Origin of the sequence: Corynebacterium mucifaciens (assembly GCF_012396315.1) — a bacterium.
GTDB classification, from domain to species: Bacteria; Actinomycetota; Actinomycetes; order Mycobacteriales; family Mycobacteriaceae; genus Corynebacterium; species Corynebacterium mucifaciens.
Genome location: NZ_JAAXPF010000010.1, coordinates 1 through 26,322, shown reverse-complemented (window position 1 = coordinate 26,322; position 26,322 = coordinate 1). Strand labels below are relative to the sequence as shown.

General features: G+C 62.3%; 25 protein-coding genes. 16 read left to right on the top strand and 9 right to left on the bottom strand.

Features of this window, described 5'->3' with window-relative positions; genetic code table 11:
• Nucleotides 1-63: 63 nt before the first annotated feature.
• From HF989_RS08785 to HF989_RS08775, 3 genes are all read left to right on the top strand, one after another.
• Nucleotides 64-402 (top strand): helix-turn-helix domain-containing protein, encoded by a 339-nt coding sequence (locus HF989_RS08785; protein WP_168685744.1) that lies wholly within the window; start codon nucleotides 64-66, stop codon nucleotides 400-402.
• Nucleotides 403-438: 36 nt separating this feature from the next.
• A complete protein-coding gene (locus HF989_RS08780) occupies nucleotides 439-735 on the top strand; it encodes a helix-turn-helix domain-containing protein (protein ID WP_168685742.1) in 297 nt (98 codons plus the stop codon).
• 288 nt (nucleotides 736-1,023) lie between these two features.
• Nucleotides 1,024-1,383 carry a VOC family protein gene (locus HF989_RS08775; protein WP_168685740.1) on the top strand — a complete coding sequence of 120 codons (360 nt, stop codon included), beginning with the start codon at nucleotides 1,024-1,026 and terminating at the stop codon, nucleotides 1,381-1,383.
• A gap of 43 nt (nucleotides 1,384-1,426) precedes the next feature.
• Here HF989_RS08775 and HF989_RS08770 read toward each other — a convergent pair whose 3' ends face one another.
• Together HF989_RS08770 and HF989_RS08765 are read right to left on the bottom strand one after the other, a co-directional pair.
• On the bottom strand, nucleotides 1,427-4,015 hold the full coding sequence (locus HF989_RS08770) for a DEAD/DEAH box helicase (protein ID WP_168685738.1): 2,589 nt from the start codon (nucleotides 4,013-4,015) through the stop codon (nucleotides 1,427-1,429).
• A gap of 2 nt (nucleotides 4,016-4,017) precedes the next feature.
• Nucleotides 4,018-6,204, bottom strand: a complete 2,187-nt coding sequence (locus tag HF989_RS08765; RefSeq protein WP_168685736.1) for a site-specific DNA-methyltransferase — start codon at nucleotides 6,202-6,204, stop codon at nucleotides 4,018-4,020.
• A 190-nt stretch (nucleotides 6,205-6,394) separates the two neighbouring features.
• On the opposite strand from HF989_RS08765, the gene HF989_RS08760 reads away from it, so the two are divergent.
• The 12 genes from HF989_RS08760 (at nucleotide 6,395) to HF989_RS08705 (ending at nucleotide 18,061) form a co-directional block, all read left to right on the top strand.
• Nucleotides 6,395-7,111: a DUF4145 domain-containing protein gene (locus HF989_RS08760; protein WP_168685734.1), complete on the top strand. Its 717-nt coding sequence runs from the start codon at nucleotides 6,395-6,397 to the stop codon at nucleotides 7,109-7,111.
• A 392-nt stretch (nucleotides 7,112-7,503) separates the two neighbouring features.
• A complete protein-coding gene (locus HF989_RS08755) occupies nucleotides 7,504-8,079 on the top strand; it encodes a hypothetical protein (RefSeq protein ID WP_168685732.1) in 576 nt (191 codons plus the stop codon).
• A gap of 88 nt (nucleotides 8,080-8,167) precedes the next feature.
• Complete coding sequence (locus HF989_RS08750; RefSeq protein ID WP_168685730.1) at nucleotides 8,168-9,181, top strand: hypothetical protein; 1,014 nt, start codon at nucleotides 8,168-8,170, stop codon at nucleotides 9,179-9,181.
• 3,105 nt (nucleotides 9,182-12,286) lie between these two features.
• Nucleotides 12,287-12,496 carry a helix-turn-helix transcriptional regulator gene (locus HF989_RS08745; protein ID WP_168685728.1) on the top strand — a complete coding sequence of 70 codons (210 nt, stop codon included), beginning with the start codon at nucleotides 12,287-12,289 and terminating at the stop codon, nucleotides 12,494-12,496.
• Nucleotides 12,496-12,672: a hypothetical protein gene (locus HF989_RS08740; protein WP_168685727.1), complete on the top strand. Its 177-nt coding sequence runs from the start codon at nucleotides 12,496-12,498 to the stop codon at nucleotides 12,670-12,672. Before HF989_RS08745 ends, HF989_RS08740 begins: the two co-directional genes overlap by 1 nt.
• Before the next feature lie 54 nt (nucleotides 12,673-12,726).
• Nucleotides 12,727-12,969, top strand: coding sequence for a hypothetical protein (locus HF989_RS08735; RefSeq protein WP_168685725.1), 243 nt, complete (start codon nucleotides 12,727-12,729; stop codon nucleotides 12,967-12,969).
• A gap of 85 nt (nucleotides 12,970-13,054) precedes the next feature.
• Nucleotides 13,055-13,510, top strand: coding sequence for a MarR family winged helix-turn-helix transcriptional regulator (locus HF989_RS08730; protein WP_168685723.1), 456 nt, complete (start codon nucleotides 13,055-13,057; stop codon nucleotides 13,508-13,510).
• A 38-nt stretch (nucleotides 13,511-13,548) separates the two neighbouring features.
• On the top strand, nucleotides 13,549-14,718 hold the full coding sequence (locus HF989_RS08725) for an MFS transporter (protein ID WP_210729137.1): 1,170 nt from the start codon (nucleotides 13,549-13,551) through the stop codon (nucleotides 14,716-14,718).
• Nucleotides 14,719-14,993: 275 nt separating this feature from the next.
• Nucleotides 14,994-15,323, top strand: coding sequence for a hypothetical protein (locus HF989_RS08720; RefSeq protein WP_168685721.1), 330 nt, complete (start codon nucleotides 14,994-14,996; stop codon nucleotides 15,321-15,323).
• Nucleotides 15,324-15,414: 91 nt separating this feature from the next.
• Nucleotides 15,415-16,314 (top strand): ABC transporter substrate-binding protein, encoded by a 900-nt coding sequence (locus tag HF989_RS08715; protein ID WP_168685719.1) that lies wholly within the window; start codon nucleotides 15,415-15,417, stop codon nucleotides 16,312-16,314.
• Between the two features lie 2 nt (nucleotides 16,315-16,316).
• Complete coding sequence (locus HF989_RS08710) at nucleotides 16,317-17,291, top strand: amino acid ABC transporter permease (RefSeq protein WP_168685717.1); 975 nt, start codon at nucleotides 16,317-16,319, stop codon at nucleotides 17,289-17,291.
• Nucleotides 17,288-18,061, top strand: a complete 774-nt coding sequence (locus HF989_RS08705; RefSeq protein WP_281351357.1) for an amino acid ABC transporter ATP-binding protein — start codon at nucleotides 17,288-17,290, stop codon at nucleotides 18,059-18,061. The genes HF989_RS08710 and HF989_RS08705 overlap by 4 nt, the downstream gene beginning before the upstream one ends.
• A gap of 13 nt (nucleotides 18,062-18,074) precedes the next feature.
• Here HF989_RS08705 and HF989_RS08700 read toward each other — a convergent pair whose 3' ends face one another.
• Genes HF989_RS08700 through HF989_RS08670 form a run of 7 tightly spaced genes read right to left on the bottom strand, consistent with a single transcriptional unit; the run spans nucleotide 18,075 to nucleotide 25,165 of the window.
• On the bottom strand, nucleotides 18,075-18,812 hold the full coding sequence (locus HF989_RS08700; protein ID WP_210729136.1) for a sulfite exporter TauE/SafE family protein: 738 nt from the start codon (nucleotides 18,810-18,812) through the stop codon (nucleotides 18,075-18,077).
• Nucleotides 18,812-19,288, bottom strand: a complete 477-nt coding sequence (gene coaD / locus HF989_RS08695; protein ID WP_168685715.1) for a pantetheine-phosphate adenylyltransferase — start codon at nucleotides 19,286-19,288, stop codon at nucleotides 18,812-18,814. Before coaD ends, HF989_RS08700 begins: the two co-directional genes overlap by 1 nt.
• Nucleotides 19,289-19,885, bottom strand: a complete 597-nt coding sequence (gene rsmD / locus HF989_RS08690; RefSeq protein ID WP_168685713.1) for a 16S rRNA (guanine(966)-N(2))-methyltransferase RsmD — start codon at nucleotides 19,883-19,885, stop codon at nucleotides 19,289-19,291.
• Nucleotides 19,886-19,903: 18 nt separating this feature from the next.
• Nucleotides 19,904-22,006, bottom strand: a complete 2,103-nt coding sequence (locus HF989_RS08685) for an ATP-dependent DNA helicase RecG (protein ID WP_168685711.1) — start codon at nucleotides 22,004-22,006, stop codon at nucleotides 19,904-19,906.
• Between the two features lies 1 nt (nucleotide 22,007).
• The gene (locus tag HF989_RS08680) at nucleotides 22,008-23,537 is read right to left on the bottom strand and encodes a DAK2 domain-containing protein (RefSeq protein ID WP_168685710.1); all 1,530 of its coding nucleotides are present in this window, start codon (nucleotides 23,535-23,537) and stop codon (nucleotides 22,008-22,010) included.
• A gap of 24 nt (nucleotides 23,538-23,561) precedes the next feature.
• The gene (locus tag HF989_RS08675) at nucleotides 23,562-24,203 is read right to left on the bottom strand and encodes a uracil-DNA glycosylase (RefSeq protein WP_210729135.1); all 642 of its coding nucleotides are present in this window, start codon (nucleotides 24,201-24,203) and stop codon (nucleotides 23,562-23,564) included.
• Entirely contained in the window at nucleotides 24,203-25,165 is a 963-nt protein-coding gene (locus HF989_RS08670) for a thiamine-phosphate kinase (protein ID WP_168685708.1), read from the bottom strand. The genes HF989_RS08675 and HF989_RS08670 overlap by 1 nt, the downstream gene beginning before the upstream one ends.
• Before the next feature lie 33 nt (nucleotides 25,166-25,198).
• On the opposite strand from HF989_RS08670, the gene HF989_RS08665 reads away from it, so the two are divergent.
• Nucleotides 25,199-26,128 (top strand): DUF3515 domain-containing protein, encoded by a 930-nt coding sequence (locus tag HF989_RS08665; protein WP_168685706.1) that lies wholly within the window; start codon nucleotides 25,199-25,201, stop codon nucleotides 26,126-26,128.
• The last annotated feature ends 194 nt before the right edge of the window (nucleotides 26,129-26,322 follow it).

The following is a 26,322-nucleotide window of genomic DNA, read 5'->3' as shown; positions in this document are numbered from 1 at the left end:
TGTCGTACCCCCGGAACGGCCACCGCTGCGGAACCCGCTTCGAACCCCGGTACGGTGAAGACCATGTCCACTTTCCCGCCGCCGCGCGAGGCCTACCCGGAGTGGCCAAACGTTGCCGCCAAGACGCTGCCACCCGTCTACGCAAAGGCGCTCGGCATGCGACAGGCACTCGTGCGCGAGATCGAGCGGTACATCGAGCGCGGCTGGGCTAGTTCCCAGCAGGACTTCGCAAAGAGGGCTGGCATTGGAGAGACCGTGCTCCGTCGTTGGCTCTCCGGTGAAAGGTGGCCCGCCGTCCACACCGTCGCGGCGGCCGAAGCGGTGCTCGAAACGTCGCTCTGGCCGCACCAGGTCTCGCGAAAGCCCCACCTGCGTTCCAAGGGCGGCTACGACTACCCCTAGCAGCAAACTTCTTGTCCCTGCCGCTACGGTGGGGGCATGGTACGACCCAAGCCAGGTAGCCCCGCGAGCCTCTACCCGGGCTGGCCTGACAGTCTCGACGTGAGCGCGCCCGAGCACCAGATGATCCAGGCCATGGTGATTAACCTCCGGCGCGAGCGGAACCGCTACCGAAGCGTCAAGGGGGTCGCGGAGAAGTCTGGCGTCGCCGCCTCGACTATCTCGGACATCCTCAACGGCAACACTTGGCCGTCCCTGGAGACCATGGCCCGGCTCGAAGTCGGACTCGAAGTGCGTCTGTGGCCGGGGGCGAATCCCGCCCCGTCGAATACCTAATTCAACTTGCATACCCCTACGGTGTCGCGGGCGGAGACAAAACCATTCAGAAACCTGTAGGGCATTTTGGTAGACCGTACATAGACGACAAGTCGTCATAGAGTACTTTGCCGGAATAATTCGGTCTGCCGTTGCTGAGCCTTCATTGGGCGCTAGTGTGCTCAGCCCGGCGTCAATGAAACTGATTGACCGTTCACGACCTGTATTGGTTCCGATACTTGGATTCCTTTGGGTCCACCGACGACCCAGGTAACGTGGCCAGAGCAATCTTGAATCTGGAGGAAGAAAATGAACCGTGAATTGGTTTTCATCGTCTACGTCAGCGACATACAGAAGTCGGTTGACTTCTACAGGGACTTACTTGACATTGAAACGACGTTTGAAACACCGCGTTACGTCACTTTCGGGTTAGCGGAAGGCGTTGCTCTAGCCCTGTGGACTGGGGAGTCATCGGCTCTGGAAAACGAACCGGTTCGGACATCAGAAGTTTGCCTGAACGTCAGGGCAGAACAGGTGCAGGAGACTTACGACGCCTGGGTGGACAAAGGCGTTCGTATTGTCGAGGAGCCGCACGAGGACGTTTTTGGCACAACTTTCGTAGTCGCTGACCCGGACGGGAATCGGATTCGGGTCGCGCCAATCGACTAGAAATCCGAAGGCTGCGCGACCTTAACGGTTCAAGGATGGACCACTATTTGTAGTCGTACCCGTATTTCTCGTACACAGCTTCGGCACTCGCAGCTTCGGCCACCGCGGCGCGAACCGCTTCGGACTTCAAGTCGAGAACTCGAAGCGACTCGGCGTCCGCTCCGGAGACCGACTCGATGCGGACAAAGAGCTCTCCGTACTGCTCCGCGTAGCGAGCAAGGCCGCGCAGCTTCCCGAGCGCGTCGCCGAGGTAGGCACCGTGCGGGTCAACGATGGACGCTCGCATCGTGCCCTCGCGGTCGCGGAGGAAGAAGATGAAGTCCGGCTGTACACTCCTCCAGCGACCGGTGGCCTCGTCGTAGTAGACCGCAGAAAGCGCGTCTCGGCCTGGACGCGACGGGTTGCGGTACCAGGAAACCGCACCAAGTCGCGCCATTTCGGTCGCGACGACCTTTGCCTCCCAGTCATTCAGGTTCGCTGGCGCTGAACCGTCTTCCGCGACGAGTGCCCGATTGCCGTAGCGGGGGTACGGGTCGAGCTCCTTCTTCTCCGAGTTCCACACACCCGGGGACTCCATGCGGTTTCTGGGCTTTTCCAAAAACACGGTGCTCGGTGCCTCGGCCATCTCACGCAGCACCGTGTACTTCGCCTGCCGGCTGTCCGGCAGCGCGGAGATGTCAGCCCGGTGCTGGTCAAGCCAGGACTTCGCCGTCTGATCGGCTTCACGCCACAGAGAGTCTTTGGCTCCTTCGACTTTCGCCAGAGCGCCCAGCGTTAGGTGGGCTTCGATAATGAGGTCTTCGTCGGCTTCACCGTTGTCCAACCCTGCGACGAGGTAGTCGTTGACCCACAGGTTGGCGAGTGCCCGACTGAACACGGGAGTCGCCAACTCAAACGATTCGGTGATGACCCGGTCGTCGGCGACAAGTTCGATGGAGTCTTCGCCTTTCAGCCCCCGGTCCGAGTACCGGTACGTCAGTCGCTGCGTCTCAACTTTCAGAATGTCTTTCTTCTTGGTCTCAACTTCGTCGGCGTAGCGAACGAGCAGTGCGTTGACTATCGAAACGAGTTCCTTCTTGGCCCTCGATTCGCCGTCCGGCATGAGCCCGTCTACTTCCAGCTCAATGCCGGTGTTGATGAGGCGTGAAATGGGTTTGCCGGACCGTTTCGGGGCAACCTCTGTCGGAAGAGCAGTGAACGCTGCCCACAGCTCCTCGTTCTCGATAGGCTTGAGCGTTTCCGGTTTCACCACGGGGTTGATGATCGGCGGCGGGTCAATCTCGCCTGGCTTGTTGATGCTCATTACGACCCGTTCAGCGGCCGCGCGGTTGAACCTCGGCAGCAGGCACAGCACGGAGTTGAGAAGGTCGTCGCCTGGGATTCGACGCGCCAGCGGAGAGCGCACCATGCGTCCAATGACCTGGGTAATGAAGTCCTCGTCATTGGCTGGGCGGTAGGACACCATCACCTCGGCACGCGGACAGTCCCAGCCGGTGGAGATAGCCGTCTTGGCGAACAGAACGCGAATCCACTCGCGGTCTTCGATGTGCTGCGGCTCGATGTACGGGATCACCGTGTCGCCTGCTTGTATCGCAGCATGTTCGCCGAAAACATGGGCAAAGCAATCGTGTGGCAGCTCTGGCCAACCCTCGCGCAAAGCCGTGATGACTCGGTACATGTCCTCCGGGGTCGCTAAGTCCTGCATCTGCACAACCATGAGAGGTACGACTCGCTTGTCATCTCCTCCTTGCTCAATGTGGTACTCGCTCCAGCGCTGCGTGGACTCAGCGAGCAGACGGGCCGACTGGCGGACGAATACATTCTCGAACGCTGCACCTTCTTCACCGGGAATCTGGAGCTCGACAATGTCTTTGAGCAGGCCTGACTCTTGCACCTCGTCGGTCGGGACGTCCACGTCCTCTAACACCATGCGGGCACCAGGCATGTCATTGAGCATTTTCTTGAACTTGCCCGGTGTGGCGGAGATTCCCAAGACCACTGGCATCGGCGGAACCGGCGCAGTAGCGCCGTCCGGGGTGTGGCCGGCAATGAGCCGGTGGAGGATCGTCTCACGGTCGGTTTGCTTCCCGGAGCCGCGGTGTGCCTCGTCCACAACGAAGTACACGTTGTGGTCGGGCGATTCAAGGGTGTTTCGAAGCGTGTCCCAAATTGTCACCTGCGTCAAATCGGGTGCATTGTCGAACAGCTCAAAGTTCGAGTCGCTTTTCTTTCGTCCACCCGTCAACACTGTGCCCTTGGACAGCTTCTGGGTATTGAGGAAGTAGATTTTGCCCGGCTCAAACTCGTTCCTAATGAACGAGTTGTCGATTTCGACAGTACGACCGTGCAAACTACTTGACGCACCCTCGATACGGTGGCGGGACTGGCGGTTCAAGTCCGGGTTGTCGGAGAACCAGATAATGACAGCCTTTTCGTCCGGAACACGGTCATCTGATGGCAGAAGGAGCTTCTCAAACACGTCAGTGGCGATCACGGTCTTACCGGCACCGGTGGGTGCAGAAAGCGCGAACGCGGCCTGCTTGCCAATCGCACGAACCTGGTTGGCTTCATCTAGGCGTTCAAGAATCTCGCGCGAAGCGGTTTCTTGGTAGGGCTTGAGCGTGTACTTCATGGCTAGATCGCACCTCCGGACTGGGTGAAGGCAAAATTGGTGAGGTAAGTGCTGTAAAGCTGCACGCACTCAACTTCGAGGTCGTCAAGGCGGCTCACTGTTGACTGGAACGCCAGGTCATCGTCGGTGACGATGTACGCAGTCGTAACGCTTCCCGTCTCGCGGATCGAGTCGGCGAACGACTCGACCGCCGCCAAGTTTGTGATGACTGCGTGCGACTCGGCCACGTCCCAGCCTCGGTCAGAAATGGACTCAATGACCCGACCGAACTGGCCTGCACGCATCCACAGCAGCGGTGCGATCTGCTTGTAGGCCAGGCCGTGGCGCACCATTGTCGGCGGCTCGTAGGTGAGTGTAAAAAACCTTGCGTTCGCCTCGAAGCCGTCGGCCATTGGGAACTCGTCGGTGAACTTGTAGTCACCCTTGATCGGCTCGCCGGCCGGGGTCTTGCCTGTGATCGCAGCCTCGATTCGCGGCTTCGTCACGTAGTCGCAGATTCCAAGACGTTCCCATTCCGGGTCGCCGGGACGGAAGCCGTCCTTGGTAAGTTTCTTAGCCTCTTCGAAACTCACCTCGTTGTTAGTCACCGAGATTGAATGCCGCCGGCCGCCGTCCTGCTTGTTCAGTCGGATGGCAGCGTGAGCGGTCGTTCCCGAACCGGAGAAGAAGTCGAGGACCGTGGCGTTGGGCTTGTCGGACAGGTAAAAGCGGATTGTGTCTTCGACTGCATAAAGAGATTTAGGAAAAGGAAATTTCCGCTTTGGAAGGAACTTCTTAACCAGGTTGCTTCCATACTCCGTGGCGTTGTGTGCCCGGATGTTCCACACCGTTTTACCAGGCGCAGACCGCTCTAGGTCTTCGTTATAGCGCAGTTCGAGATAGCCGAGCTCGTTCATGCCATCGGAGATGAGTTCGCCGTTTTCGATTCTTTCCATTTCGGCGTTGCGCAGGTAATAGATTGTCCTTCGTGAAGTGGTTTTATTCGGTTCTCCTGCGCGAATGTATCCGAGTTCTTGTCTGAACTTGAACGTGTCGCGATTAACTTCCCACCTGCCCTCAACATCATTCTTCTTCAGTGGCCAAACCGCTTCTTGGCCCGGAGGAGCTTCATAGTCATGGCGTGACTGCCCGAGTGGGATAACGGGCCCTGGGCCGACGATCCGTCCATCTGATGAGTCAACGAGGACCGGGTAGAACTTGCTGGGCGAATCAGTTCGCAGTGGCCCTGACCCTCCCCGCAGTAGCCCTCGCCAAATAGGGGAGCGATTGGAGACCGGCTTACCTTTAGCGGAGTTTGGGTCCGGGATTGGAAGCGTCTCAATTCGAGACTTTCTGGGCCTCGCACTACCTATTTGAACAAAAAACAAATACTCGTCCACACGAGTGAATTGCTCGACTCTTGAGGCTCCGCCCGGGTTAATTACGCTGCTCACCATCTGAATCGTGGCCTCCGGGAACGTCTGCTCTAGCAACATTCCCAACCGCAGGTACTCTTTTTCGTCAATGGTGACAATGAGCACCGAATCCTCGGGGTTGAGCAGCTCCTTGGCGAGCTCAAGACGCTTCTCCATCATCGACAACCACTTGGAGTGTTTGTACTGGTCGTCGCCGTCAACGTAGTCGTTGTTGTATTTCCAGTCCTTGTCGCGGGTGTTGTACGGCGGGTCGATGTAAATGCAGTCCACCTTGTGGCGGTGGGTGTACGTCAGAAGGTTCAAAGCGTGGAGGTTCTCGGCGTTAATGACCGTGTGGAACGGCGCCTGGGGGTCAGACGAGTTCACGACCTCACCGGTCTGGACGAGCCCGGGGTAGATCGTGTCGTCGTGCTGAGCCACTACGACAAGGTCGTCTACTGCAACCCCGTCTCGAACCTCCGGCTCGTTGCCCTGTCCGGGTTCCGCTTCGATGACCGTTGCGGTAGCTCCGCCATCGGTCTTGCGGTCAATCGTCACGACCTTCCACAGTGTTGGGTCTGTGGGTGCCACTGTGCCACGGGGAGGAAGAATATGGACCATGTCGCCGCGGCGAACAGGCCGGGTTGGCAGCTCGACACCGTCGGGCAGGTGGCGCTCAAAGACAAGGCCGAAGGATCGCTGGTTGGTGGCGTGGCGAATCTCGCGTTCTAGCTCCTGAGCCATGCGGGGGTCATAGGCCCGGGCCTGGGCAAGCAGGTCAGTCAGTCGTGACATGGGTGTCCTCTCTAATGCTGTTTCAAGGTTAACGAACCGGAACGAGATTTCGGTCCGTGACTCGAAGCGAGCGGCGAACAGCGTTTGATGACCAGCCTGCCCTAGTCGTCGGCGTGTTCGAAAGAAAACGAGGAGTGTCGTTGTCGGTAGTTACGATTGACCTGACCGCCCCCTCGATAAAAGGAGTTTCATGCTCGGGAGAAAAGAGTTCAGCCTACTTTTTCTGCACCCCAATGACGGGCATACCGTGTTTCGTTTCGAAGACTCGACAGCCAACAAGGGTTCGATTGAATGCCCGAACTGCGGCCGCGGCCGAACGGTGAATATCGCTAAGTCCTACCCGACGGGCAGCACCGAGAGGAAGCATTTCCGGTGGATGGTTTGCACCGAGTGCCTCGGAGCGTCTATCGCGATGTCCGACGGCCGGTCTGAATGGACTGTTTTCCCTCCTGCTGCTGGCGACCGGCCGATACGAAATTTGCCGAACCACATAGACGAGATGTGGCGCGAGGCCGTGCTCACGCACTCCGTGGGCGCCTACACCAGCTCTGTTCTGATGTGTAGGAAGATCGTGTTTGCTACCGCTGTAGAGTTCGGATTGGCACCCAAGGCGGACAACAACCGGGCTCCGAGTTTCCTCGCCTGCGTGGATTACCTGGTTGAGAACGATTACCTCACGCGTCGCATGAAAAACGATTGGGCAGACAGTATCCGGGAGTGGGGCAACGATGCCACCCACGAAATCGAAGCGATAACCGATAGAACTGCGACAAACGCGCTGGATTTCACCCAACAGCTCCTCGCCATGTCCTTCCAGTTCACGCACGACGCTCAAGCCGGCAGTGAAGATGAGCAACCTCAGCGGCAATTCAATGTCCCGCGAACGTCAGGCAACGTTTCCTACTAGCCAAGTACCCCCGATCTAGCGACAACGTGGCTACGACGACATGCTCAAAGTATGACCTCACACCACAGCGACTCTTGGGCCACCGAGGCAGCACCAGACAGCTTCTACGCATTGACACCAGGTGGAAACGCCCCGTACCCCGCAACGGGGTCTCGGATCGAAGTCCGAGACGAGAACTTCAACCTGCTCTCCGTTCACTGGTCTGCGGCCGCAGCACTCGGAGAGACCGGAGAGAGGTTAGCCCGTGGCGAGAAGGCTGCTGTGTACCTCGCGCGGTGGGACCGGATCGAAGCCGAAACGGACCCTTTGCTCAAAGAGACGTCCTAGCCTTGACTGAACCTTGCACCCCTGCGGTTGTTCGCCACCCAGGGCTCTAGGCAGGCTGCTGGCGTATGAGCCACCACCACTTTGAAGAATCAGACATCGAGTTCCTTTCCGTACCGATTCCGAAACGGCGGCGTCCCGAGTCAGTGCTTCTCCATCTCGACCTGTTCCTCGACCGCGACGAAATGTCCCACATGAACGTGTTCCTCGGCCGCAACGCCGAAACCGTTCGCCTGCTCGATCCTGACGGTGAGCACGTCGAGTTCGACGTAGCCGAAGCGAAGAAGTTCCTCACTCTGCTCGTGAAGAACTGCGACCGCACCACCGGACTCTTAACTCTTGAGGCCGACGCGGACCCACGGAACTTGTCGATGTGGGAGCGCTCGCGGCTTCTCGCCGAAACGCACATGGAGAAAGACACCCTTGTTGCCGACACTGGTGTCTACGAGGACGCACCACGCGAGTTGATCGACCCTCGCTTCGGCAAGCAGACCTACGAGGTCTGGACAGAGTGCGGCACCGAGTTTCTCGGCCGCACGAACAAACTCCCGCTTGCCCGGAAGATCGCGGAGAACTGCCGAAAAGAAGGCCTGCCGGCCGTGGTGTGCCAGACGCGACGGTGGTTTGTGCCGACTGGTGAGTAGAAGTCAGCGCGGTGATTCTGTCCCAGCCAAGCGAACCCTTCACCCCCAAACACGATTGCTCGCCCGCAACCCAAGGCACACTGAGACCATGACCAATGACTCTCAGCCTGACTTCGACGCTCACGAGAGCGATGACCAGGACAACACCGACCCCCTCGACCGGCCAATTTCAGACTTCACTGATGACGAGCTCAACAGTCTTCTTCACAAGCACTACCCAAACCTGATGGCAGAAATCGCCGAAACAGCTCGGAAGGCATACGCCCCAATAGACGCTGAGTTCCTCAAATCCATAAGCCGAGCCAACATTCCGAGGATCGACTACACCAGCGCGTTCAGGGACATGGTGCCTAAGATTGACCTCTCGGCTTACGCTCCGAAGATCGAGCTGCCGCCCATTTCGGACGAACTGCAAAAGACCCTCGACCAGGCGTACAAGGGCATCTCTGAAAGCGTCGCCGTCTTGCCAGGCGTGGAAGCCGTACTTCAAAGCGCGAGAGAGCTTTCGGAGCAGTACGCAGGATTGCTTCCCTTCGCCCGGCGGGAACCCCTGCCGTATCTCCAGAGCTTCAACGACGAGTTCCTCGCCGTCTACGCCTGTCTCGTACTCGCCGCGGCCCGAGTTGAAAACCTGATGGCCGACCTATGCCAGCACCACTTCGGTGAAGGAGAGCTGCGGGGAGCCACGCACCGAGCACAGAAGATGGCCAAAGGGCTACGTAAAGCTCTCGCAAACGAAGCGCCTTGCGCAACCTGCCGCGGCATAGCGGAAGACCTCGAAGAACCAATCGACATGAGGAACACCTTCGTGCATGGGAGCTGGGAGGCCGGCGCTGACATTGCCAGCGAGGAAGAAAAGGCACGGCAGGCTCTCGTTGGTCGTGCGCTAGGCGACAGTCGCGTGAGAAAGCGCAAGCTCTTGGACAGGGATCAGATTGAAACTCTTGCCTCTGGTTGGAAAGACGGCGACGAAAACGCTCTCGACGACCTTTTCGAAGAGCAGATCATTTCCCTCGGCATCGTCACGGCCTACGCCGAGATTTTCACCGAGTTCGGCGACGCGCTGGAGGACGAATTGATCTTCCACGAGCAGGAGCAGTAAGGCCGCACAACTGGCATCTGGGGAGGAGCGAATCTCCTGGTAGCGGACACGCGTTGGAACCAAATGCCGAAGGCCGTGGAACTAAGGCTGGGATTGCGCCGCGTTGGTGGTGGTCAGGGAGTTTTCCGAAACCCCCGTTGTTGTCTCGAAACATCGTTCCTACGGTGTCTCGAGATTTTTCTTTTTCGGTGTGGGCTGGGGTTGGGTGATTAGTGGGGTATTGAGGGCGTTGTAGCGCCGGAGCTGGGTCAGCTGAAGCGGAGGGAGGATTGCCCCGAGGCGCGGTGGGGGTAGCTCCAGGTGGGCTGATACGGAAGCAGCGTAGGGATCGCCGCGTTCGGCGGCTCGAGATGCAGAGGCAGGGGCTACTGCCTATCGACGAGTGTTCCGTTGCCGCTCAAGTCCACTACCAGACGCATGGCGGAACGATGTCCCGAGAGATGGTTTTTCACGCTGGCGGGGCACTTCCCGCAAGGGGTGTGTCCACCTGAACGATGTGGTGAGATATCCCCGCAGGCTGAACCGGAACGGTTTCATGAGACATGCGGAACGATGTTGTCGAACCAGACTTCACCTGAGGCACCGAAGCGGCAGGTCAGGAAGTTTTCGTAACTGCCGCTACACCGCTATTCCCCGTTTGATTTCGCTGAAACATAAAAGCCCTGGTCAGGGCGAGGTGAGTTCCACGCAGTGATCGAGGTGTGCGCGGTGGCGGTGTAAAGGTGGTTGACGCCTCCGCGGGGGTCGGCGTGAGCGTCGGCTCCGCAGTCTGAAGTCGGCGGGGAGGCATTGTCACGTCCCTGCTTTGGAGCAGCGAAACACGGTTGCGCGACCCGAAGGCGCGTACATGTGGGAGACGATGAGGCCCAGCGGTTCGTCGACAACACGTGAGGAGCTGGCCGAGCTGCTCTCCACGGTCGCCGAGGACTACGGCCTCGACCTCGACTCCGCCTTCATGAGGTCAACGCGGGCGACGCCCAGGCCATCCGCCACGCGGCGTGGGAAACCGCGCGCGATCCCGACGCTGGCCGAGAGCTCCGCGAGCTGCGGGCGTGGCGCTACCGCTGCGAATTCGACCTCACCCCGCCCAAGACCATGATCCTCGCCGCAGCACACGCAGGGGCCTACCGCGCGGTCGAGACCCACAACGCGGCGCTGACCCCGAGCCAGTTGTGCTGCGCCGTCGACCCGCGGCTGCACCACGCCGCCGGTCACCGCGCTCGACCGCCTCCACAGCGAGGGCTGGGTCGAGCCAGAGGATCACTCACCGCATGCCTGGCTCCACCGCCGTCGCCCTGCGGATGTCACACCGCGGTGATGGGATTCGCCGTACACCGCGCCGCACGCCGATGACCGCGACGGCCCCGCATAGAAGAACCGCCCTCCCAGGAGAAAGTAGGGCGGCGAGGTGGGGCGCCGAGTCGACGGCCACTTTATCACGCCCCTGTTGCGATTGGGACGTTTAATGGGCAACCTGCGCACCCATTCATCGAGCTTGTTGATGCCGTTTTACGCTCACTTAGGGGCTACCGAAGTGTTCCTAGAAACCGGTATGGGGACGTGCGCCGTTTGCTGGTGCTTTGGAAAAAATCTGATACCGAAAGCACCCGCCTTAGCTTCTTACTAGCCGTTTGTGACCGTGCTCGGCCGCTCGTGGGAAACCTTCCAATACCCCCAGGCCATAAATGCCAAAGCACCCACTGCAACGACGGTCGTACTAACAGTCAGTGACCCAGTGAATACTTCGTACGCCAAAACGCCGAGGATCAAGAACATGATTACAACTAGCGCGGATTTACGCAGCGCCTTTACGTTCATCTTTCATCCTACTTTCCGAAGCATGAGTTAAGGGCATTCCACTCTTACCCTGCAACAACCGCACCCGCCGCGAGAGACGCACCCAAAGTTTCCGGTGCTGCGATCAGGCTACCTGCGACCGTACCCCCAAGGATTAGGGCATCCCCGAAACAATCCCTATCCAATCCGCGGGTTGGGCGAACGTGCGCCTCCAATTTCATGTCTGAGGCCAAGGTGTAGGCTACCTCAGCTTCTTGGCCATCGGGGAGTGTTACTATTCCAGTCTTGAACACGCGACTTACTTGTCCGTTGGCATCTATAAGCCGTGGTTGCGACCCATCGATTTCAAAGGTCCCGTTAGATGCTGAGATGTCCATTGTGAGCTGGTCCAAAGCATTCGGTTGTACGTCGAGCAGGACTGTCTGCTCCGATACCTGTGAGTCGGCCGCATGGGCGGTGCCAAGCGTCATTGAGAACATGAGACCAGTGGCCATCATCGCCGAAGCCGCGGCGCGTGCCGTTTTTGCAAGTTTGCGAGTAGGTTTTCGCATGATTTAGAGCCTTTCCGGTGATGAGAGGATGTAACAAAGTACTTGATGGGCACTAGTTTCGACGCAACACTCTCTCAGACCAATATCAATTTCCGGCACCTCCGTATCCACCCTTTAAGGGGCGCGTCGTTGCATGCCGGCCCACTTCTATGACCCTCATTACGGGCGTTGGCCATGCACACAGGCGTTCGATTGTTCGTTGCCTGCGCTGGCCACCGCGCATGACGCGGTGAGTCAAAAATCGGTCGATTTCTCGCACCCGTCCAGTGTGAGTTCGAGTCTCACCTGGGGCACGCTGTGTTGTTGTCTCGAGACATCGTTCCTACGGAGTCCCGAGTTTTTTCTTTTTCGTGTGCCCCGAGATGGGGTGACTTGTAGGGTTCTGAGAGTTTTTCAGCGCTACATCCCGGTCGGTTTCAGCGGGCAACAGATTGCCCCGGACGCTTCGGGGTTGCTTCAGGGGTGGGTTGACGCGGTATGGGTCAGTTTTGGAGCCGCGTTGCGGCCCCAGGAAAGCGCAGGCAGAAGCCTTAGCTTATCGACGAGCGCTCCGTTGCCGCTCGAGGCCGTTGCGGACGAGGAGCGGAACGACGTCACCGAACCAGACATCACCTGGGGCACACTTTTTCTCGAGGCACCGTCGGGCGCGGTGCCTCTTTTACTTATCCCTTCATAACCCCAGCCCGTCGCCAAAATGTACAGCACTCTTGACACTGCGTGTCGTTCTTTTTACATTTTGTAAATGGAAGGAGGTCATATGTGCGACCACACCAACACAGTTCGCAAATGGCGGCGCTGGCACGAGTTGTCGCAACAGGAGCTCGCCGACCGCGTTGGTGTTTCCCGGCAGACCATCGCCAACATCGAGCGGGGCAACTACTCGCCTTCCGTCTACTTGGCGCTCGACATCTGCCGTCAGTTTGAAAAGTCAGTTGAAGAAATCTTTGGCCAAACCAAGGAGGAATGATGTTCAAGAATCTCGGAGACTCCATCGTCAATTACGTCGACGGCACCGCCACCGACGAGTTCGAGGCCGCGACGTATCACAAAGCAAACTCGGTGGGCTTCTACACCTCACTGATCGGCATGGCGCTCGTCGGCGCGATCCTCGCGTGGGTGCTGCCAGGCCGCCAGTCCCTGTGATCGGCAATCGTCCTGCTAATCCCACTGATCAGCAGTGAGGCGAGCTCGCAGTGGATGCGCAACTACGTCGCGTCGCCGATCTTCCGGCTTCGCAACACCCCACGCAGCATCATTGTCACCTACTGGGCATTGTGCGCAGTCTGGCTGGCAGGTGTCATCGTCACCGGCGGCTTCGACAGCGCTGGCGCCACCGGCGCAATCGTCGGCGCCATTGCGGGCGTAGTGATGGCCGGAACCATCAGCAAGAAGCGCCGCCAGCGCGACCAGACTCGCCTCGACGCAGAGGCCGAGGACTAGCACCTCTCCCCACTACGAGCACACCCCGCACGCCTTGCTGGTCTGCGGGGTTTTGCCATACATAGGCAACCTATATAGTCGTCCTATGCACTCCAACGAGGACCTCGCCGCGCTCGCAGTGGAGCTCATCGCGGCCGGAAGTCATTTCACACGCGCCGCGTACCAGGCGTCGGGCATGGAGCTTTCAAACGTTTCCATGCGCGCGCTTGCCGCCCTCGAGCGCGAGCCGGGGCTCCGGATTGGAGAGCTTGCAGCACGGGAAGGCATCCGCCAGCCCTCCATGAGCCAAGCCATGAAGCGGCTTGTGGACGACGGCTACGCCGCCAGACACACCGCCGACGACGATGCCCGCGCAACAGCGCTGACCATCACCGACGCCGGCCGCAAGGTTCTACGCAGCTACAGGGCAGCAGCAGCCGAGGCGGTGGCCCCGGTGTTTGACGCGTTGAAGCCGGAGGACGTCGCAACGCTCAAGCGCGCGGCGGAGCTTTTTCCAGAGCTGACAGCCGATTTGAAACAACGAACAGGAGGACGCGCGTGACAGACACGCCGCACGTACACACGGAAAACCATTCCATTTTGAAACAACCGGTAGCGGTGTGGGCGCTCGCCTTTGCCTGCGCGGTGTCGTTCATGGGCATCGGGTTGGTTGATCCGATCCTGCCCGCGATTAGCCGGGAGCTTGACGCCTCCCCGACGCAAACGATGCTGCTGTTTACCAGCTACCTCCTCATCACCGCACTGGGGATGTTCTTCAGCGCGTTCATTTCTTCGCGCATCGGCGTCAAGACCACACTCTTGATCGGTCTGGCCTTGATCGTCGTGTTCGCTGCATTGTCTGGCGCTGCGGGTTCCGTCGACGCGATTATCGGGTTCCGCGCCGGCTGGGGTTTAGGAAACGCGCTGTTCATCTCGACCGCACTTGCCGCTATCGTGGGTGCCGCAGCCGGAAATTCCGGTGACGCGGTCATTCTCTACGAGGCTGCGATGGGCATCGGGATGGCCGTCGGCCCGCTTGCCGGCGGCGTCCTAGGCGAGATCAGCTGGCGCGCACCGTTCTTTGGCACGGCCGCATTAATGGCCGCCGGCTTCATCGCCATCGCGTCACTGTTACAGAAGGCCAAGACTAAGCCCGAACCCGTGGCGTTCACTGCGGGCCTAGCAGCTGTGAAGGACCCGGCGCTGCTCACGCTCGGTCTCGTTGCGGTGTTCTACAACTACGGCTTTTTCACCCTTCTCGCCTACTCCCCTTACCCGATCGACCAAGCCGCAGAGCAAAGCGGACGCGCCTTCGGCGGGACCGAACTGGGCTACGTGTTCTTCGGATGGGGCCTCGCCCTCGCTGTCTCATCGGTGTTCCTCGCCCCCAGGCTCGTCCGCACCTTCGGCCTGATGCCCGTGCTGGTGACTATCCTCACCGGGTTTGGCATCAACCTTGCAGCACTTGGTTTTGGGGTCCACAACCTGAAGGTGGTGGTGGCACTGGTCATTCTGGCGGGTGTGTTCATCGGGGTATTCAACACCGCGCTCACTGAAGCCGTCATGGAGGCAACGGAGATGCCACGAAACGTGGCGTCGTCGAGCTATTCGGGCATGCGCTTTTTGGGCGGTGCGGTGGCGCCGGCCGCCTCAGGGCCTCTGGCAGCCGCGCTGGGCGCTGGCGTGCCGTATTGGTTCGGCGCCGGCTCGCTTGTAGTGTCGCTGGCGATTCTCTTTGTAGGCCGAAAGACACTGCACCGCATTCTCTAACACCTGGCTGAGCGGTTACTCCTGAGTATTCAACTCGTCGCGTTTAATTTCGCCGGCAAGCGAGCGCGCTACGATATAGGGCACCAAGATCATCTGGCAGTTAGCGGTCTTTTGCCTAAACACAACAGTCCGTCAACAGCTACACACCGAGTGCAGCCGTACTGCTCACGGCGACGTTACTGCCGCCCCGGTCTGAACCCCCACCACAACCGGCGCAGCGGGAACAACTGCGTGCAGGGGTCGCGGATGTTAACGAAAGGGTTAAGATACGCCCCATGCGCAATTCCCTCGTCGCCGGCGCAACCGCCGGAATACTCGTCCTCGCAAGCCTCCAGGCCCCGGTTGCCACGGCACAATCGTCTGAACGGCAGTATGTGACCCAGTCTTCAGCGTCCGATTCGGTGAAACCGGTCGAGTTGCTCAAAAAGGAAGTCGGCGGCTACGTCCAGATGTCCTCGGGTCTAGTGAACGCAGACGCCGGAGAATTCGCCGCGGGATTCAGGCAGGCCGCTAGCGTACTCGTCCCAGTGTTCCTCGGCACCATCGCGATCGGATCGGTTGTCGAACTAGTCATGCGCGGTTTGCGCATGGCCAACCAGCGGTAGAGGCGAGTAGTCGTCAGCCAGCCGATACCCGCTTGCAAACCGGTGTAATATACGATGCTTTGTAATTATTCATCGTGTACTTGGAGCCGGAATGCACTACCCCACCTCCGCGCGAATAGCGGCCTGCCTCGTCGCTACCTCGCTGCTCGCCGGTTGCGTGACCAACGAGGAAGACGGCACACCTGACGGCTGGGAACCCATCGTGCCCGGTGAGGTCCCGGAAATCGCCGCGATGGTGCCGCCCGAGGTCGCAGCCGACGGTGTGCTCAACGTCGCCGCGAACCCGCCGTTCGCCCCATTCGAGTTCAAGAATTCGCGTGGCGACATCGTCGGTGTCGAAATGGACCTCGCTCGCGCGGTCGCCGGCGTTATGGGCATGGATTTTCGCGTCGACGAGATGGACTTCGCACTCATTCTCCCGGCGGTGACCGCTGGCAGCCTTGACGCAGGCACCTCCGGCTTCACCGACAACGCAGAACGTCGAGAGTCCTTTGATTTTGTGGACTTTCTTTACGCCGGCGTGCAGTGGGCTGCGCAGCCCGGCTCGGACGTAGATCCCTCTGACCCCTGCGGCCTGACCGTATCGGTGCAGCGCACCACCGTATCCGAGACTGACGACGTACGTCCCAAGTCCGAGGCCTGCGAGGCGGCGGGCAAAGAACCCCTCACCGTGTTGGCCTTCGATACCGCCGACAATGCCGCGCTGGCGGCGCTGGTCGGACGAGCTGACGCGTACAGCGCTGACTCCCCTGTCACTGCCTGGGCCGTCGAGCGCTCAGACGGCGAATTGGAGATAGTCGGCGAGATGTTCGACGCAGCCCCCTACGGTTTCGCTGTGCCGAAGGGCTCGCCACTTGCCGACGCAATGGCCGCAGCCATGCAGCATCTCATTGACACCGGCGACTACGCCCGGATTCTCAATCAATGGAACATCGACACCGGCCTTCTGGATCAGGCCCTGATCAACGAACAACCCGCGGGAGGACAGTGAGCATGAGCACCCCCTATTCGAAATACGCCGCCCAGAGGACGCGGGGATCGCGCACCCGTCCCGAGCGCATTGAAGCGAAACCACTGCGCCACCCCGGCCGGTGGGTGCTGGCGGCGCTGCTCGTCCTCTTGGTCGTGTGGTTTGTCATCGGCGCCGCGCGTAACGACGCCTACGGGTGGGACACCTACTTCACGTACCTCCTGGACACCCGCATTGCCACCGCGGCGCTGCACACCATCGCGATCACGGTGCTGTCCATGCTCATCGGTGTTGTTGGCGGTGTGCTACTCGCCGTCATGCGCATGAGCCCGAACCCGGTGTTCAAAACCGTGGCGTGGGTATTTCTGTGGATCTTCCGCGGCACCCCGGTGTACGTGCAGTTGATGTTCTGGGGGTTGGTGGGTGCCATCTATGACTCCATCAACGTCGGTTTCGCGGAGATCCCGCTTGAGCCCTTCACCTCCTCGGCGTTCGCGCTCGCTGTTGTCGGCCTGGGCTTGAACGAGGCCGCCTACATGGCCGAGATCGTTCGCTCGGGCGTGTCCGCGGTCCCGGAGGGCCAGGTGGAGGCGTCCAAGGCGCTCGGCATGAGCTGGGGCCAGACCATGCGCCGCACGGTGTTGCCCCAGGCCATGCGCATCATCATCCCGCCCACGGGCAACGAGTTCATTTCTTTGCTCAAGACGTCGTCGCTCGTTGTGGCGGTGCCGTATTCCCTCGAGCTCTACGGCCGCTCCATGGACATCGCGGCCGCGCTCTTTGAGCCGGTGCCGCTGCTGCTGGTGGCCGCCACCTGGTACCTAGTGATCACGTCTGTGCTCATGGTGGCGCAGCACTACCTCGAGCGCTACTTCGACCGTGGCGCCACACGGCAGCTCACCGCGCGACAGCTCGCCAGCCTCGCCGATGCCGAGGGCACGATCCCGAACAACGTCCAGATTGTTGACCAACCGCAGAAGAAGGGCCCCCGCTCATGACCATCAAGCAGACGCCGATGATTCAGGCCGTGGACGTGTGGAAATCCTTCGGCAACCTAGACGTGCTCAAGGGCATCGATCTCGAGGTGGCTGCCGGTGAAGTGGCGTGCTTGATCGGGCCCTCGGGTTCCGGCAAGTCCACCTTGCTCCGCTGCGTGAACCACTTGGAAAAGATTAGCGCCGGCCGGTTGTACGTGGACGGCGAACTCATTGGCTACCACGACCGAAACGGTGTGCTCCACGAGATGAGCGAGAAGGACGCCGCGAGGCAACGCCGGGACATCGGCATGGTGTTCCAAAACTTCAACCTTTTCGGGCACCGCACCGTGCTCGACAACATCATTGAGGCGCCGGTGCACGTCAAGGGCCAGCCGGTGGAGCAGGCGAAAACTCGCGCGATGGAGCTGCTGGAGATGGTCGGTCTGGGCAGCAAGGCGGACGCCTACCCGATCCAGCTCTCAGGCGGCCAGCAGCAGCGCGTCGCCATCGCGCGAGCGGTGGCGATGGATCCGAAGCTCATGCTTTTCGACGAGCCCACGTCCGCCCTGGACCCCGAACTCGTCGGCGAGGTTCTGCGCGTGATGCGCGACCTGGCTGAGCAGGGCATGACGATGCTGGTAGTCACCCATGAGCTGGCATTCGCGCGCGAAGTGGCGGACAAGGTCGCGTTCATGGACGGCGGCCAGATCATCGAATACGGCACCCCGGAGGAGGTGCTGGACAACCCGCAGCACGAACGCACCAAGGCGTTCGTCTCCACCCTGTTCTAGTACGACCAGCGCGTTAGAGGAACAGGCCGCGCACCAGCGCCGTCGCCCCGCCCAGGAAGGCGAGTCCGAGCGCGATGCGGTGCGCGATTGTGGACGGCACGCGCGGCGCCAACTTGGTGCCCGCTGCAATACCCGCCACGAGGGCTGTCAGCGTAGCGGCCCACAGCGCGGGCTCGATGGCGGTGATATCCGCTGCACCCGAGAGCACTTTCACCGTGAACGACAGCGAGCCGCCGACCAGAAAGATCGGCTGCAGCGTCGCGGCGTACACCTTCTGCGGCCAGCGCGCGGCCTCCGCGTACACGGTGATCGCGGGGCCCGCCACGCCAGCGAGCGTGTTCATGAACCCGCCAATGGCTCCGGACACGGCGGCGGGCAGGGCGCCTTCCACCTGCGGCACATAGCGCTTGCCCAGCGTGACAATGGACAGTGCGAGGAGCAACAACGCGCCGACGAGGATAAGCAGCACGTCCGTCGGCGCGCTCGCCACTACCCAGGCTCCTGGCACCACGCCGAGGACCATTGCCAGCGCGATGGGGGCGAATTTCTGCCAGTCCACGTCTGCGCGCATACCCCAGGTATTGGTGGCGGCGTTGATGACTGCGAGCAGGTTGACCAGGAGCACGCCGTCGACAGGCCCGAGCAGCAACGAGAGCACCGGGGCCGCAATCAACCCCACGCCCATGCCGGAAATACGCTGCATGGCAGCGCCGACGGCGACGGCAATCCCGACCCCGAGAACCTGCAACATTAACGGAACTTCTTCGACATTGCCTCGCGGACGGTATCAGGCACAAGTCCCGTGACATCGCCGCCGTACTTGGCCACTTCTTTGGTCAACGAGGACGAGATGTAGCCGTATTTCTCGTCCGTGAGCAGGAAGTACGTGTCCACACCGGTGAGGCGGCGGTTCATCTGGGCCATGGGTAGCTCGTACTCGTAGTCAAGGGAGGAGCGAAGCCCTTTCACCAACGCCGTAATGTGGTGGGCGGAGGTGTAGTCCACCAGCAGCCCTCCCCAGCTGTCCACGCGCACTCCATTGAGGTGCGCCGTGGCCTCGCGGATGAGCTCCACGCGCTCGTCGATAGTGAACAGGCCCGAGGTCTTTGTCGGGTTTCCTGTCACCAGCACCACCACCTCGTCGAAATGACGGGAGGCGCGGGTGACGATATCTAAGTGCCCGTTGGTGATCGGATCGAACGAGCCAGGGCACGCCGCGGTAGTCATCTATCCCTCCCCTTCCGCGACCGTCTCAGCGTCCGGGTCCGCGTAAACAGCCATGTCCATCCGCGCAATACCGTAGAGCCGTTTTTTCAGCTTCTGGCCGGTGGGTGTGAACTCCTCCGGCCACGCTGTTTCCGGGCTTTCCCGGTGGCGCTCAACTACCACCACGGCGCCGTCTCGAAGCACTGGCTTGAGCGCCTCCACCATCTCGGCGACCGCTTCATCCGCCAGCTCGTACGGCGGATCCGCGAGCACCATGTCGAAGTGGTTGCGCGGAGCGCGGGCCAAGTACGTGGACGCTTTGACTGGCTCGACAACGGTGTTCGGGTGGCCCACCACACCGGCATTGAATTCGATGACGCGCACGGCCTCGGGGTTGTTTTCCACCAGCACCACCTCTGCAGCGCCCCGGGAGGCGGCCTCGAGCCCAAGTGCACCGGAGCCGGCAAAAAGGTCGAGCACGTGCATGTCCACGAAGCCGAAACGGACCTGCAGGGAGGAGAACAGTCCCTCCCGCGCGCGGTCAGAAGTGGGGCGCGTGCCCTCTGGCGGCACCTTGATTTTTCGGCCGCGGGCCTCGCCGGAAATGATGCGGTTCATGGCCACAACTCTAACGCGCTAGCTTTTGTCCAAATACTCAAAGTCTTCTGCCGCGAAGTCCGCCGTGGCGGCTCGGGTGAATTCGAGGTTGTCGGCCACCAGGCGCGCGGCGTCGTCGTAGGCGCGGCGGACCACCTCAAAGTCCTCCGCCAAGTGGAGAAGCCGCAGCGTGCGGTGTTTGCCAGATTGCTGCTTGCCCAGCACGTCGCCCTCGCGGCGGTTCAGAAGGTCGAGTTCCGCCAGGGCGAACCCGTCGGACGTGCTGGCGACCTGGGCAACCCGCTCAAAGGACGGCGTGTGCTCTTCCGCGAGCGTGTGGAACAGGCATAGGGACTGGTTACCGCCACGCCCCACACGCCCACGCAGCTGGTGCAGTTGGGACACGCCAAAGTGTTCCGATTCGCGCACCATCATCACCGTCGCGTTGGGCACATCCACGCCGACCTCGATGACGGTGGTGGCGACCAAGACATCCACTCCACCGGCAGCGAAATCCGCCATCACGGCATCTTTTTCCTCGCCGCTCATTCGGCCGTGGAGGAAGGCGACGCTCAGCCCCGCGAACTCGGTAGAAGCAAGCTCGGCGAACATTTCGAGCACCCCGCCCTCGCCCTCAATGCGCGGGCACACGACATAGGCCTGGTGCCCGCCGGCGACTTCCTCCCGGATCTTTTCCCACGCCCGCGCGACCCAGCGCGGCTTGAACTCCGGCACCACCGCGGACTGGATGGGCTTTCGCCCCCCGGGCAGCTCGCGCAGGGTGGAGACTGCCAGGTCCCCGAAGACGGTCATAGCGATCGTGCGCGGGATCGGCGTTGCCGTCATCACCAGCAGGTGAGGTGTTGTCTCCCCCGCCTTGGCACGAAGAGCGTCCCGTTGCTCCACCCCGAAGCGGTGTTGCTCATCCACCACCACCAAGCCTAACTGGAAGAAATCCACACCGTCCTGGATGAGCGCATGGGTCCCGACCACGATGTCCGCCTCGCCGGAGACGATCTTCAGCAGCGCGTCCTGCTTCTGGGCCGCGGACATCGATCCGGTCAGCGCCACCACCCTGGTGGGCACGCCCGCGTTCATGAGCACCTGGGTCATCGAGCGGGCGTGCTGCATCACCAACACCTCGGTGGGCGCCAGGAATGCGCACTGCGCGCCGTTGTCCACGGCTTGGAGCATCGCGATCAACGCCACGATGGTCTTACCGGAGCCCACCTCGCCCTGCAGCAACCTGCTCATCGGCACGGTGTCCGCCATGTCGCGGGAGATCTCCGCAACAACCTCGTCCTGGCCGGCCGTGAGTGGGAAGGGCAGCCGTTCTACCAGGAGGTCTTGGTCCCGGCCAGTGACGCGCGGCAGTGCAAGCGCGGTGCGGGCCTGCGCATCCGCCCGCCGCACACCCATGGCGAGCGCGACCGAGAGCGCCTCGTCGTACTTCAGCCGCTGCAGCGCCCGCGACGGGCCGTCGGGCCCCGGTTCGTGGATCTGGCGCACCGCCGAGTTCAGGGGCACAAAGCCGATGGGGGTGAAACCGAGGGGCTCGTCGATAGGCGGCAGCGACTGCAGCACCGCGTGTATGGCACCCATGATGGTCCAGGTGCTGACGTTTTTCACCGCCGGGTAGATGGGCAGCCACTCGCGCCCGCGCAGCATGTCCTCGATGTTGCCGAAATGCCCCAGCTGCTTGAGCGATCCGGTGGCCTCCGTCGGGCCGTCCAGAAGCACGAAATCCGGATGCGACAGCTGCGGCTGGTTGCGGAAGACGTTGTACTTGCCGGTGAGCATGACACGCCGGCCCTCTTTGAGCACGCGCTGCGCGTAGTGGGACCCGAAAAACGTGGCCAAAAATACCTGGCGGCCGTCGTTGACGTGCACCTTGTAAATCGGCCGTTTCGGCTGCTTGTTGGTGGTGAACTGCTCGGTGGCGGTAACTTTGCCTATCACGGTGAGCGTATCGCCCGGCTCTACCCCGGCAAGGTCGGCCCCAGTGCCGTAATGCAGGTAGCGGCGCGGATAGTGGCGCAGCAGCTCCCCGCATGTGTGGATGTCGAGGTGCTTGCCCATCGCCTTGGCCTGTTTCAACGGAATGACCAGGTTCAACGGGCGTGTGTCCTCGAACCCCAGCATGTCACTCCACCCCGATCTCCGCGCAGGCTTGCAGACCGTCTGCAGGATAAACCATCACGTCGACGCCAAGGCTCTGCCCCAGCCGCTCCAGCGCCTCCGCGTGCAATTCATCCGGGTCGAAAAGGATGCTCACCTGCTCGCCGCCGTGTTCCAGCAACCGCCGGCACGCGCGCTCAACCGCCTCCAACGGCTCGTCCGCGATGAGCATGTGCTCGCCGCGTGTGGTGACAACCACGTCGCCTTTGGCCACCGCCCCCGACACGGTGAGCGCCCCCCTCTCGGCACGAACGGCCAAGGCTGTGCGCATCTCCCCGGCCGCCTCTGACATGGTGAACGCGGCAGTGGCAAGCGGTTGCGCGGGGTCGTGCACGGACAATGCCGCGATGCCGGAGATGAGACGCACGGTGGGCAGGATGGTGATGGTTTGCTCCACGGCGCGCGCCGCGTGCTCGACCTCCGCGAGCTCACTGTTGCTGAGCTGGCCGTTGGGCAGCACGATGACCTCCTCGCTGCCCGAGCGCGTGATCGCGTTCAACATGGCCTTAGCCACGTCAGGGCCCGGCGCGACTGTCACCGCACCGGATGCCCCGTACAGTGACGCGACGGAACCCGGCGGCGTCACTGCGATGACGAGACGCGCGGGTGCCCCGCGGGGCGCTTCGCCTGGGAGCACTTCCAGCCGCAGCTCGCTGACCTCGCCGGCCGCGAACGCCGTCTCGATGACCGCGCCCGCCTCGCGGGAGTGGATGTGCACCCTGCCGTCCTGCTCGTCAAGCCGTGCGATGACCAGGCTTTCGCCCATCCCGGCAAGCTGCTCCTGGAGCGCGTCGAGGTCACCCCGGAAGTTGAACATCACTTCCAGCTCGGCTGCCATACCGTGGCCAGCGTCCGCAGGCTGCTGCTTCACGACGTCCTCCGGCTCGCCCAGCGGCTGAGCGAGCGTCTCCAGCACCGCCACGAGACCCGCCCCGCCGGCGTCGACCACGCCCGCCTCGCGCAGTTGGGGCAGCTGGGTCTGGGTCAACGCCAACGCGTTGCGGGCGCCTGCGGTCGCCGCGGTTGCCACGTCGCCGAGCGAACGCCCCTCGCTTGTCTGGGCCGCCTCGGCGGCGGAGCGCAGCACGGTGATGATGGTGCCCTCAACCGGCTCGGCAATCGCACGGTCGACAAACCCAACAGCGCTGTTCAACGCATCCGCCAGCATCTCCCCTTCTTCGATGTCGCGCCGCGACGCCTGCGCCAGCCCCCGCATGACCTGGGAAAGGACAACGCCAGAGTTGCCGCGCGCCCCTCGCACCGCACCCACGGAGAGGGCCTCTGCCACCTCGGTGAGGGATGCACCCTCAGGCAACTGCGACGCCTCCTGCACCGCGGCGGCCATGGTGTGCGCCATGTTCGAGCCGGTATCCGCGTCGGGCACCGGGAAGACGTTGAGCTCGTTGATTTCGGCGCGTTTGCGCTCCAGCTCGCCGGCGGCTCGGCGGGCCCATGCGAGCAGACGCGTGCCGTCGGTAAGTGGAGATGCGGACATGCTGGGAGAGTTTACAGTGTCCGGTTAGAGCGCCCAGTCCACCGGTTGGGCACCCATCGCCTCGAGCGCTTCGTTGGCGCGCGAAAACGGACGGGAGCCGAAAAATCCCCGGGACGCGGACAGGGGCGAGGGGTGCGGCGATTCAATGCGCGGGGTGTCGCCGAGAAACCTAGCGGCGGATTGCGCGTCGCGCCCCCACAGCACCGCCACCAACGGCGCATCGCGTTGCACCAACGCCTCGATGGCGGCCTGGGTGACGGCCTCCCACCCTTTCCCGCGGTGGGATGCGGGTTTACCGGGGCGCACGGTGAGCACCCGGTTAAGCAACAGGATGCCCTGTTTGGACCAGGAGCTGAGGTCCCCGTCCGCGCGGGGCGGAATACCCAGGTCATCCTGGAGCTCCTTGTAGATGTTCACCAGAGAACGCGGCGCGGCCACCCCAGGCTGCGTGGAAAAGGCGAGCCCCATCGGGTGGCCCGGCGTGGGGTACGGGTCTTGGCCGAGGATGAGCACCCGCACGTCGTCGAACGGGTCGGCAAAGGCGCGCAAGATGTCGTGGCCTTTCGGGAGGTACTTGCCTTCAGCGCGTAAGAAGTCCCCCATCGCGTGGATCTGGTCTTCTACTGGGGCCAGCGGCGCCTGCCAGGATTCATGAACCGGAAGCATCAGAAGCTCTCCCACCCTGCGTCGGTGGAGGGCGCGGAGCCGTCGATACGCACGCCCGGCTTTTTAGAAACGGTACCAATGGAGCGGAAACCAACGGGCGCGGAACCCTCGATGGTGCCGATGAGCGTGTGGTCCTCCCCGCCGCCGAGCACCCATTCCCACGGGTCCACCCCGAGCAGGGTGCCGGCCTGCACGAGGAGCGCATCGGGGGCCAGCGCGTTGGACGCCAGCTCGATACCCACGTCCGAGGCGTCCGCTATCTGCGAAATGTCGCGAATGAGGCCGTCCGAATTGTCCGTCATCGCGCACGCACCTGCGGCGCGCGCAACCACCCCGCGGCCCGGCGTCAACTGCGGCACCTGGTGCGCGGCTACCAGCGGCTCGAGCTCCTCCGGAATCCCCACCCCGGCTTGCAGCAGCGCGAGCCCGGCAGCGGAGTAGCCGAACTGCCCGTGGGCGATCACGCGGTGGCCGGGGCGCGCGGCGCTCAGCGTCAGCGGCGGGCGGCTGCCGCCGAGCGCGCCGATGGCTGACACCGACACCACCAGGCGCTCGCCGCTCGTCACGTCCCCGCCGACGAGCTCGCAGGCGTACTGCGCGGCCATGTCCCCTGCCCCGCGGGCGATGTCCTCCATTACCCGCACTGGTGTGTCGGGGTGGGCTGAAACGGCCATGAGGGCCGCGATAGGGCGCGCGCCCATGGCCTCGATGTCGGCGAAGTTTTGCAGCGCCACTTTGCGGCCCACACAGTAGGGAGTCGTGGTGTCAGCACTGAAGTGGATGCCCTCCACGGACATGTCGGTAGCGGCGACAACCCGCGAATTCGGGGCAGCGGGGGCCAGCACCGCGGCGTCGTCGCCGTTGACCGTGGACGGGGCCTGCGCGCGGATGCGGTTGATCACCTCGCGCTCTCCAAGCTCGCGCAAGGTCGGCCCGCCGGTGGGAAAGCCTGTCTCAATCACGTCCTCGCCAGCCCTTTCACTACAGTTGCCGCCATGAGCTCGACGGCGCACGACCCACAGATTAACCGCACGACCATCTACATCAGCCTTGGGCTAGCGGTACTGCTGGTGCTCGGCGTCCTAGTTGGTGCGCGGGTGTACTTCCAGCGTGTCGCACTTCAGCCTGTGGCGATGACGGAACTGCCCGCGCCTGAAGCAGATTCTCCCGAGTGCGCCGCCCTTGTCGACGACCTCCCAGACACCCTCGCCGGCCTCAAGCGCGCCGAGTTGGCTCAGCCCGCGCCCGACGGGGCCGCCGCGTGGCAAGCCTCCTCCACCGAACGCATCACGCTGCGTTGCGGTGTGGACGCGCCGGCGCAGTACACCCCCTATGCCGCCACGGAGGACCTGGGGGGCGCCCGCTGGCTGCGCGTGGACGATCTCACCCCCGGCTCCACGCTCGCCACCTGGTACACCGTGGACCGTTCACCAATCTTGGCCGTCACCGCCGATCTGCAGCAGCTGCGCGACGGCCAGCCCCCAGTGATGTCCCTGCCCACCGGCGCGCTGACCGGGCCCGCCCCGGAGCAGCGCACCGCCCCGCTGTCGAACCTCGCCGGGGCCGGCGACACCGGTAGGTGCGACGACCTGCTCGCCGCCGCGCCGGAGACAATTGCCGACGGCTACACCCGCGTCGACGCCGCTAGCTCGCACACCGTGGCGTGGTCGGCGCCGGGACGCGATGCGATTGTGCTCCGCTGCGGCGTCACGGAACCGGAGAATTATGGGCCGGGCGCGCGCCTTGATCAGGTCAACGGGATCCCCTGGTTCGAGGACGTGAAACTTGCCAACGGCACAACCGCCTCCACCTGGTATGCCATGGGCCGCGACGTCCAAGTCGCCGCTTCCTTGCCTCAAGCGGAGAGCAACGAGGCGATCACAAACCTGACCAACCTCATTGCTGAGCACACCACGGAGCGGTGACCGCCCGGCCCCAGCCCCTCTGTTGGCGCGGATCCAGCTACAAGGATCCAGCTATTCGCGCCCAGGAGGGGGGTGCGGACAAAAAGTTGGAGTGCGTTTTGGGGGACGTTGTCTCGTTGTTACGCACTTAATGCTTGCCGGTGCTCGGCGATGGTGGTGCACCCTTTGCCGAGTGTCGACTTCAACCGACGGTG

Bases quoted from the DNA above. Each gene is read 5' to 3' on its own strand.
- HF989_RS08760 (WP_168685734.1), top strand. From the start codon at position 6,395: ATGCTCGGGAGAAAAGAGTTCAGCCTACTTTTTCTGCACCCCAATGAC.
- HF989_RS08735 (WP_168685725.1), top strand. From the start codon at position 12,727: ATGCGCAACTACGTCGCGTCGCCGATCTTCCGGCTTCGCAACACCCCA.
- HF989_RS08775 (WP_168685740.1), top strand. From the start codon at position 1,024: ATGAACCGTGAATTGGTTTTCATCGTCTACGTCAGCGACATACAGAAG.
- HF989_RS08740 (WP_168685727.1), top strand. From the start codon at position 12,496: ATGTTCAAGAATCTCGGAGACTCCATCGTCAATTACGTCGACGGCACC.
- HF989_RS08680 (WP_168685710.1), bottom strand. From the start codon at position 23,537: ATGTCCGCATCTCCACTTACCGACGGCACGCGTCTGCTCGCATGGGCC.
- HF989_RS08765 (WP_168685736.1), bottom strand. From the start codon at position 6,204: ATGTCACGACTGACTGACCTGCTTGCCCAGGCCCGGGCCTATGACCCC.
- HF989_RS08675 (WP_210729135.1), bottom strand. From the start codon at position 24,203: ATGCTTCCGGTTCATGAATCCTGGCAGGCGCCGCTGGCCCCAGTAGAA.
- HF989_RS08770 (WP_168685738.1), bottom strand. From the start codon at position 4,015: ATGAAGTACACGCTCAAGCCCTACCAAGAAACCGCTTCGCGCGAGATT.
- HF989_RS08720 (WP_168685721.1), top strand. From the start codon at position 14,994: ATGCGCAATTCCCTCGTCGCCGGCGCAACCGCCGGAATACTCGTCCTC.
- rsmD (WP_168685713.1), bottom strand. From the start codon at position 19,885: ATGAACCGCATCATTTCCGGCGAGGCCCGCGGCCGAAAAATCAAGGTG.
- HF989_RS08750 (WP_168685730.1), top strand. From the start codon at position 8,168: ATGACCAATGACTCTCAGCCTGACTTCGACGCTCACGAGAGCGATGAC.
- HF989_RS08685 (WP_168685711.1), bottom strand. From the start codon at position 22,006: ATGCTGGGGTTCGAGGACACACGCCCGTTGAACCTGGTCATTCCGTTG.
- HF989_RS08715 (WP_168685719.1), top strand. From the start codon at position 15,415: ATGCACTACCCCACCTCCGCGCGAATAGCGGCCTGCCTCGTCGCTACC.
- HF989_RS08700 (WP_210729136.1), bottom strand. From the start codon at position 18,812: ATGTTGCAGGTTCTCGGGGTCGGGATTGCCGTCGCCGTCGGCGCTGCC.
- HF989_RS08780 (WP_168685742.1), top strand. From the start codon at position 439: ATGGTACGACCCAAGCCAGGTAGCCCCGCGAGCCTCTACCCGGGCTGG.
- HF989_RS08730 (WP_168685723.1), top strand. From the start codon at position 13,055: ATGCACTCCAACGAGGACCTCGCCGCGCTCGCAGTGGAGCTCATCGCG.
- HF989_RS08785 (WP_168685744.1), top strand. From the start codon at position 64: ATGTCCACTTTCCCGCCGCCGCGCGAGGCCTACCCGGAGTGGCCAAAC.
- HF989_RS08705 (WP_281351357.1), top strand. From the start codon at position 17,288: ATGACCATCAAGCAGACGCCGATGATTCAGGCCGTGGACGTGTGGAAA.
- HF989_RS08745 (WP_168685728.1), top strand. From the start codon at position 12,287: ATGTGCGACCACACCAACACAGTTCGCAAATGGCGGCGCTGGCACGAG.
- HF989_RS08710 (WP_168685717.1), top strand. From the start codon at position 16,317: ATGAGCACCCCCTATTCGAAATACGCCGCCCAGAGGACGCGGGGATCG.
- HF989_RS08665 (WP_168685706.1), top strand. From the start codon at position 25,199: ATGAGCTCGACGGCGCACGACCCACAGATTAACCGCACGACCATCTAC.
- coaD (WP_168685715.1), bottom strand. From the start codon at position 19,288: ATGACTACCGCGGCGTGCCCTGGCTCGTTCGATCCGATCACCAACGGG.
- HF989_RS08755 (WP_168685732.1), top strand. From the start codon at position 7,504: ATGAGCCACCACCACTTTGAAGAATCAGACATCGAGTTCCTTTCCGTA.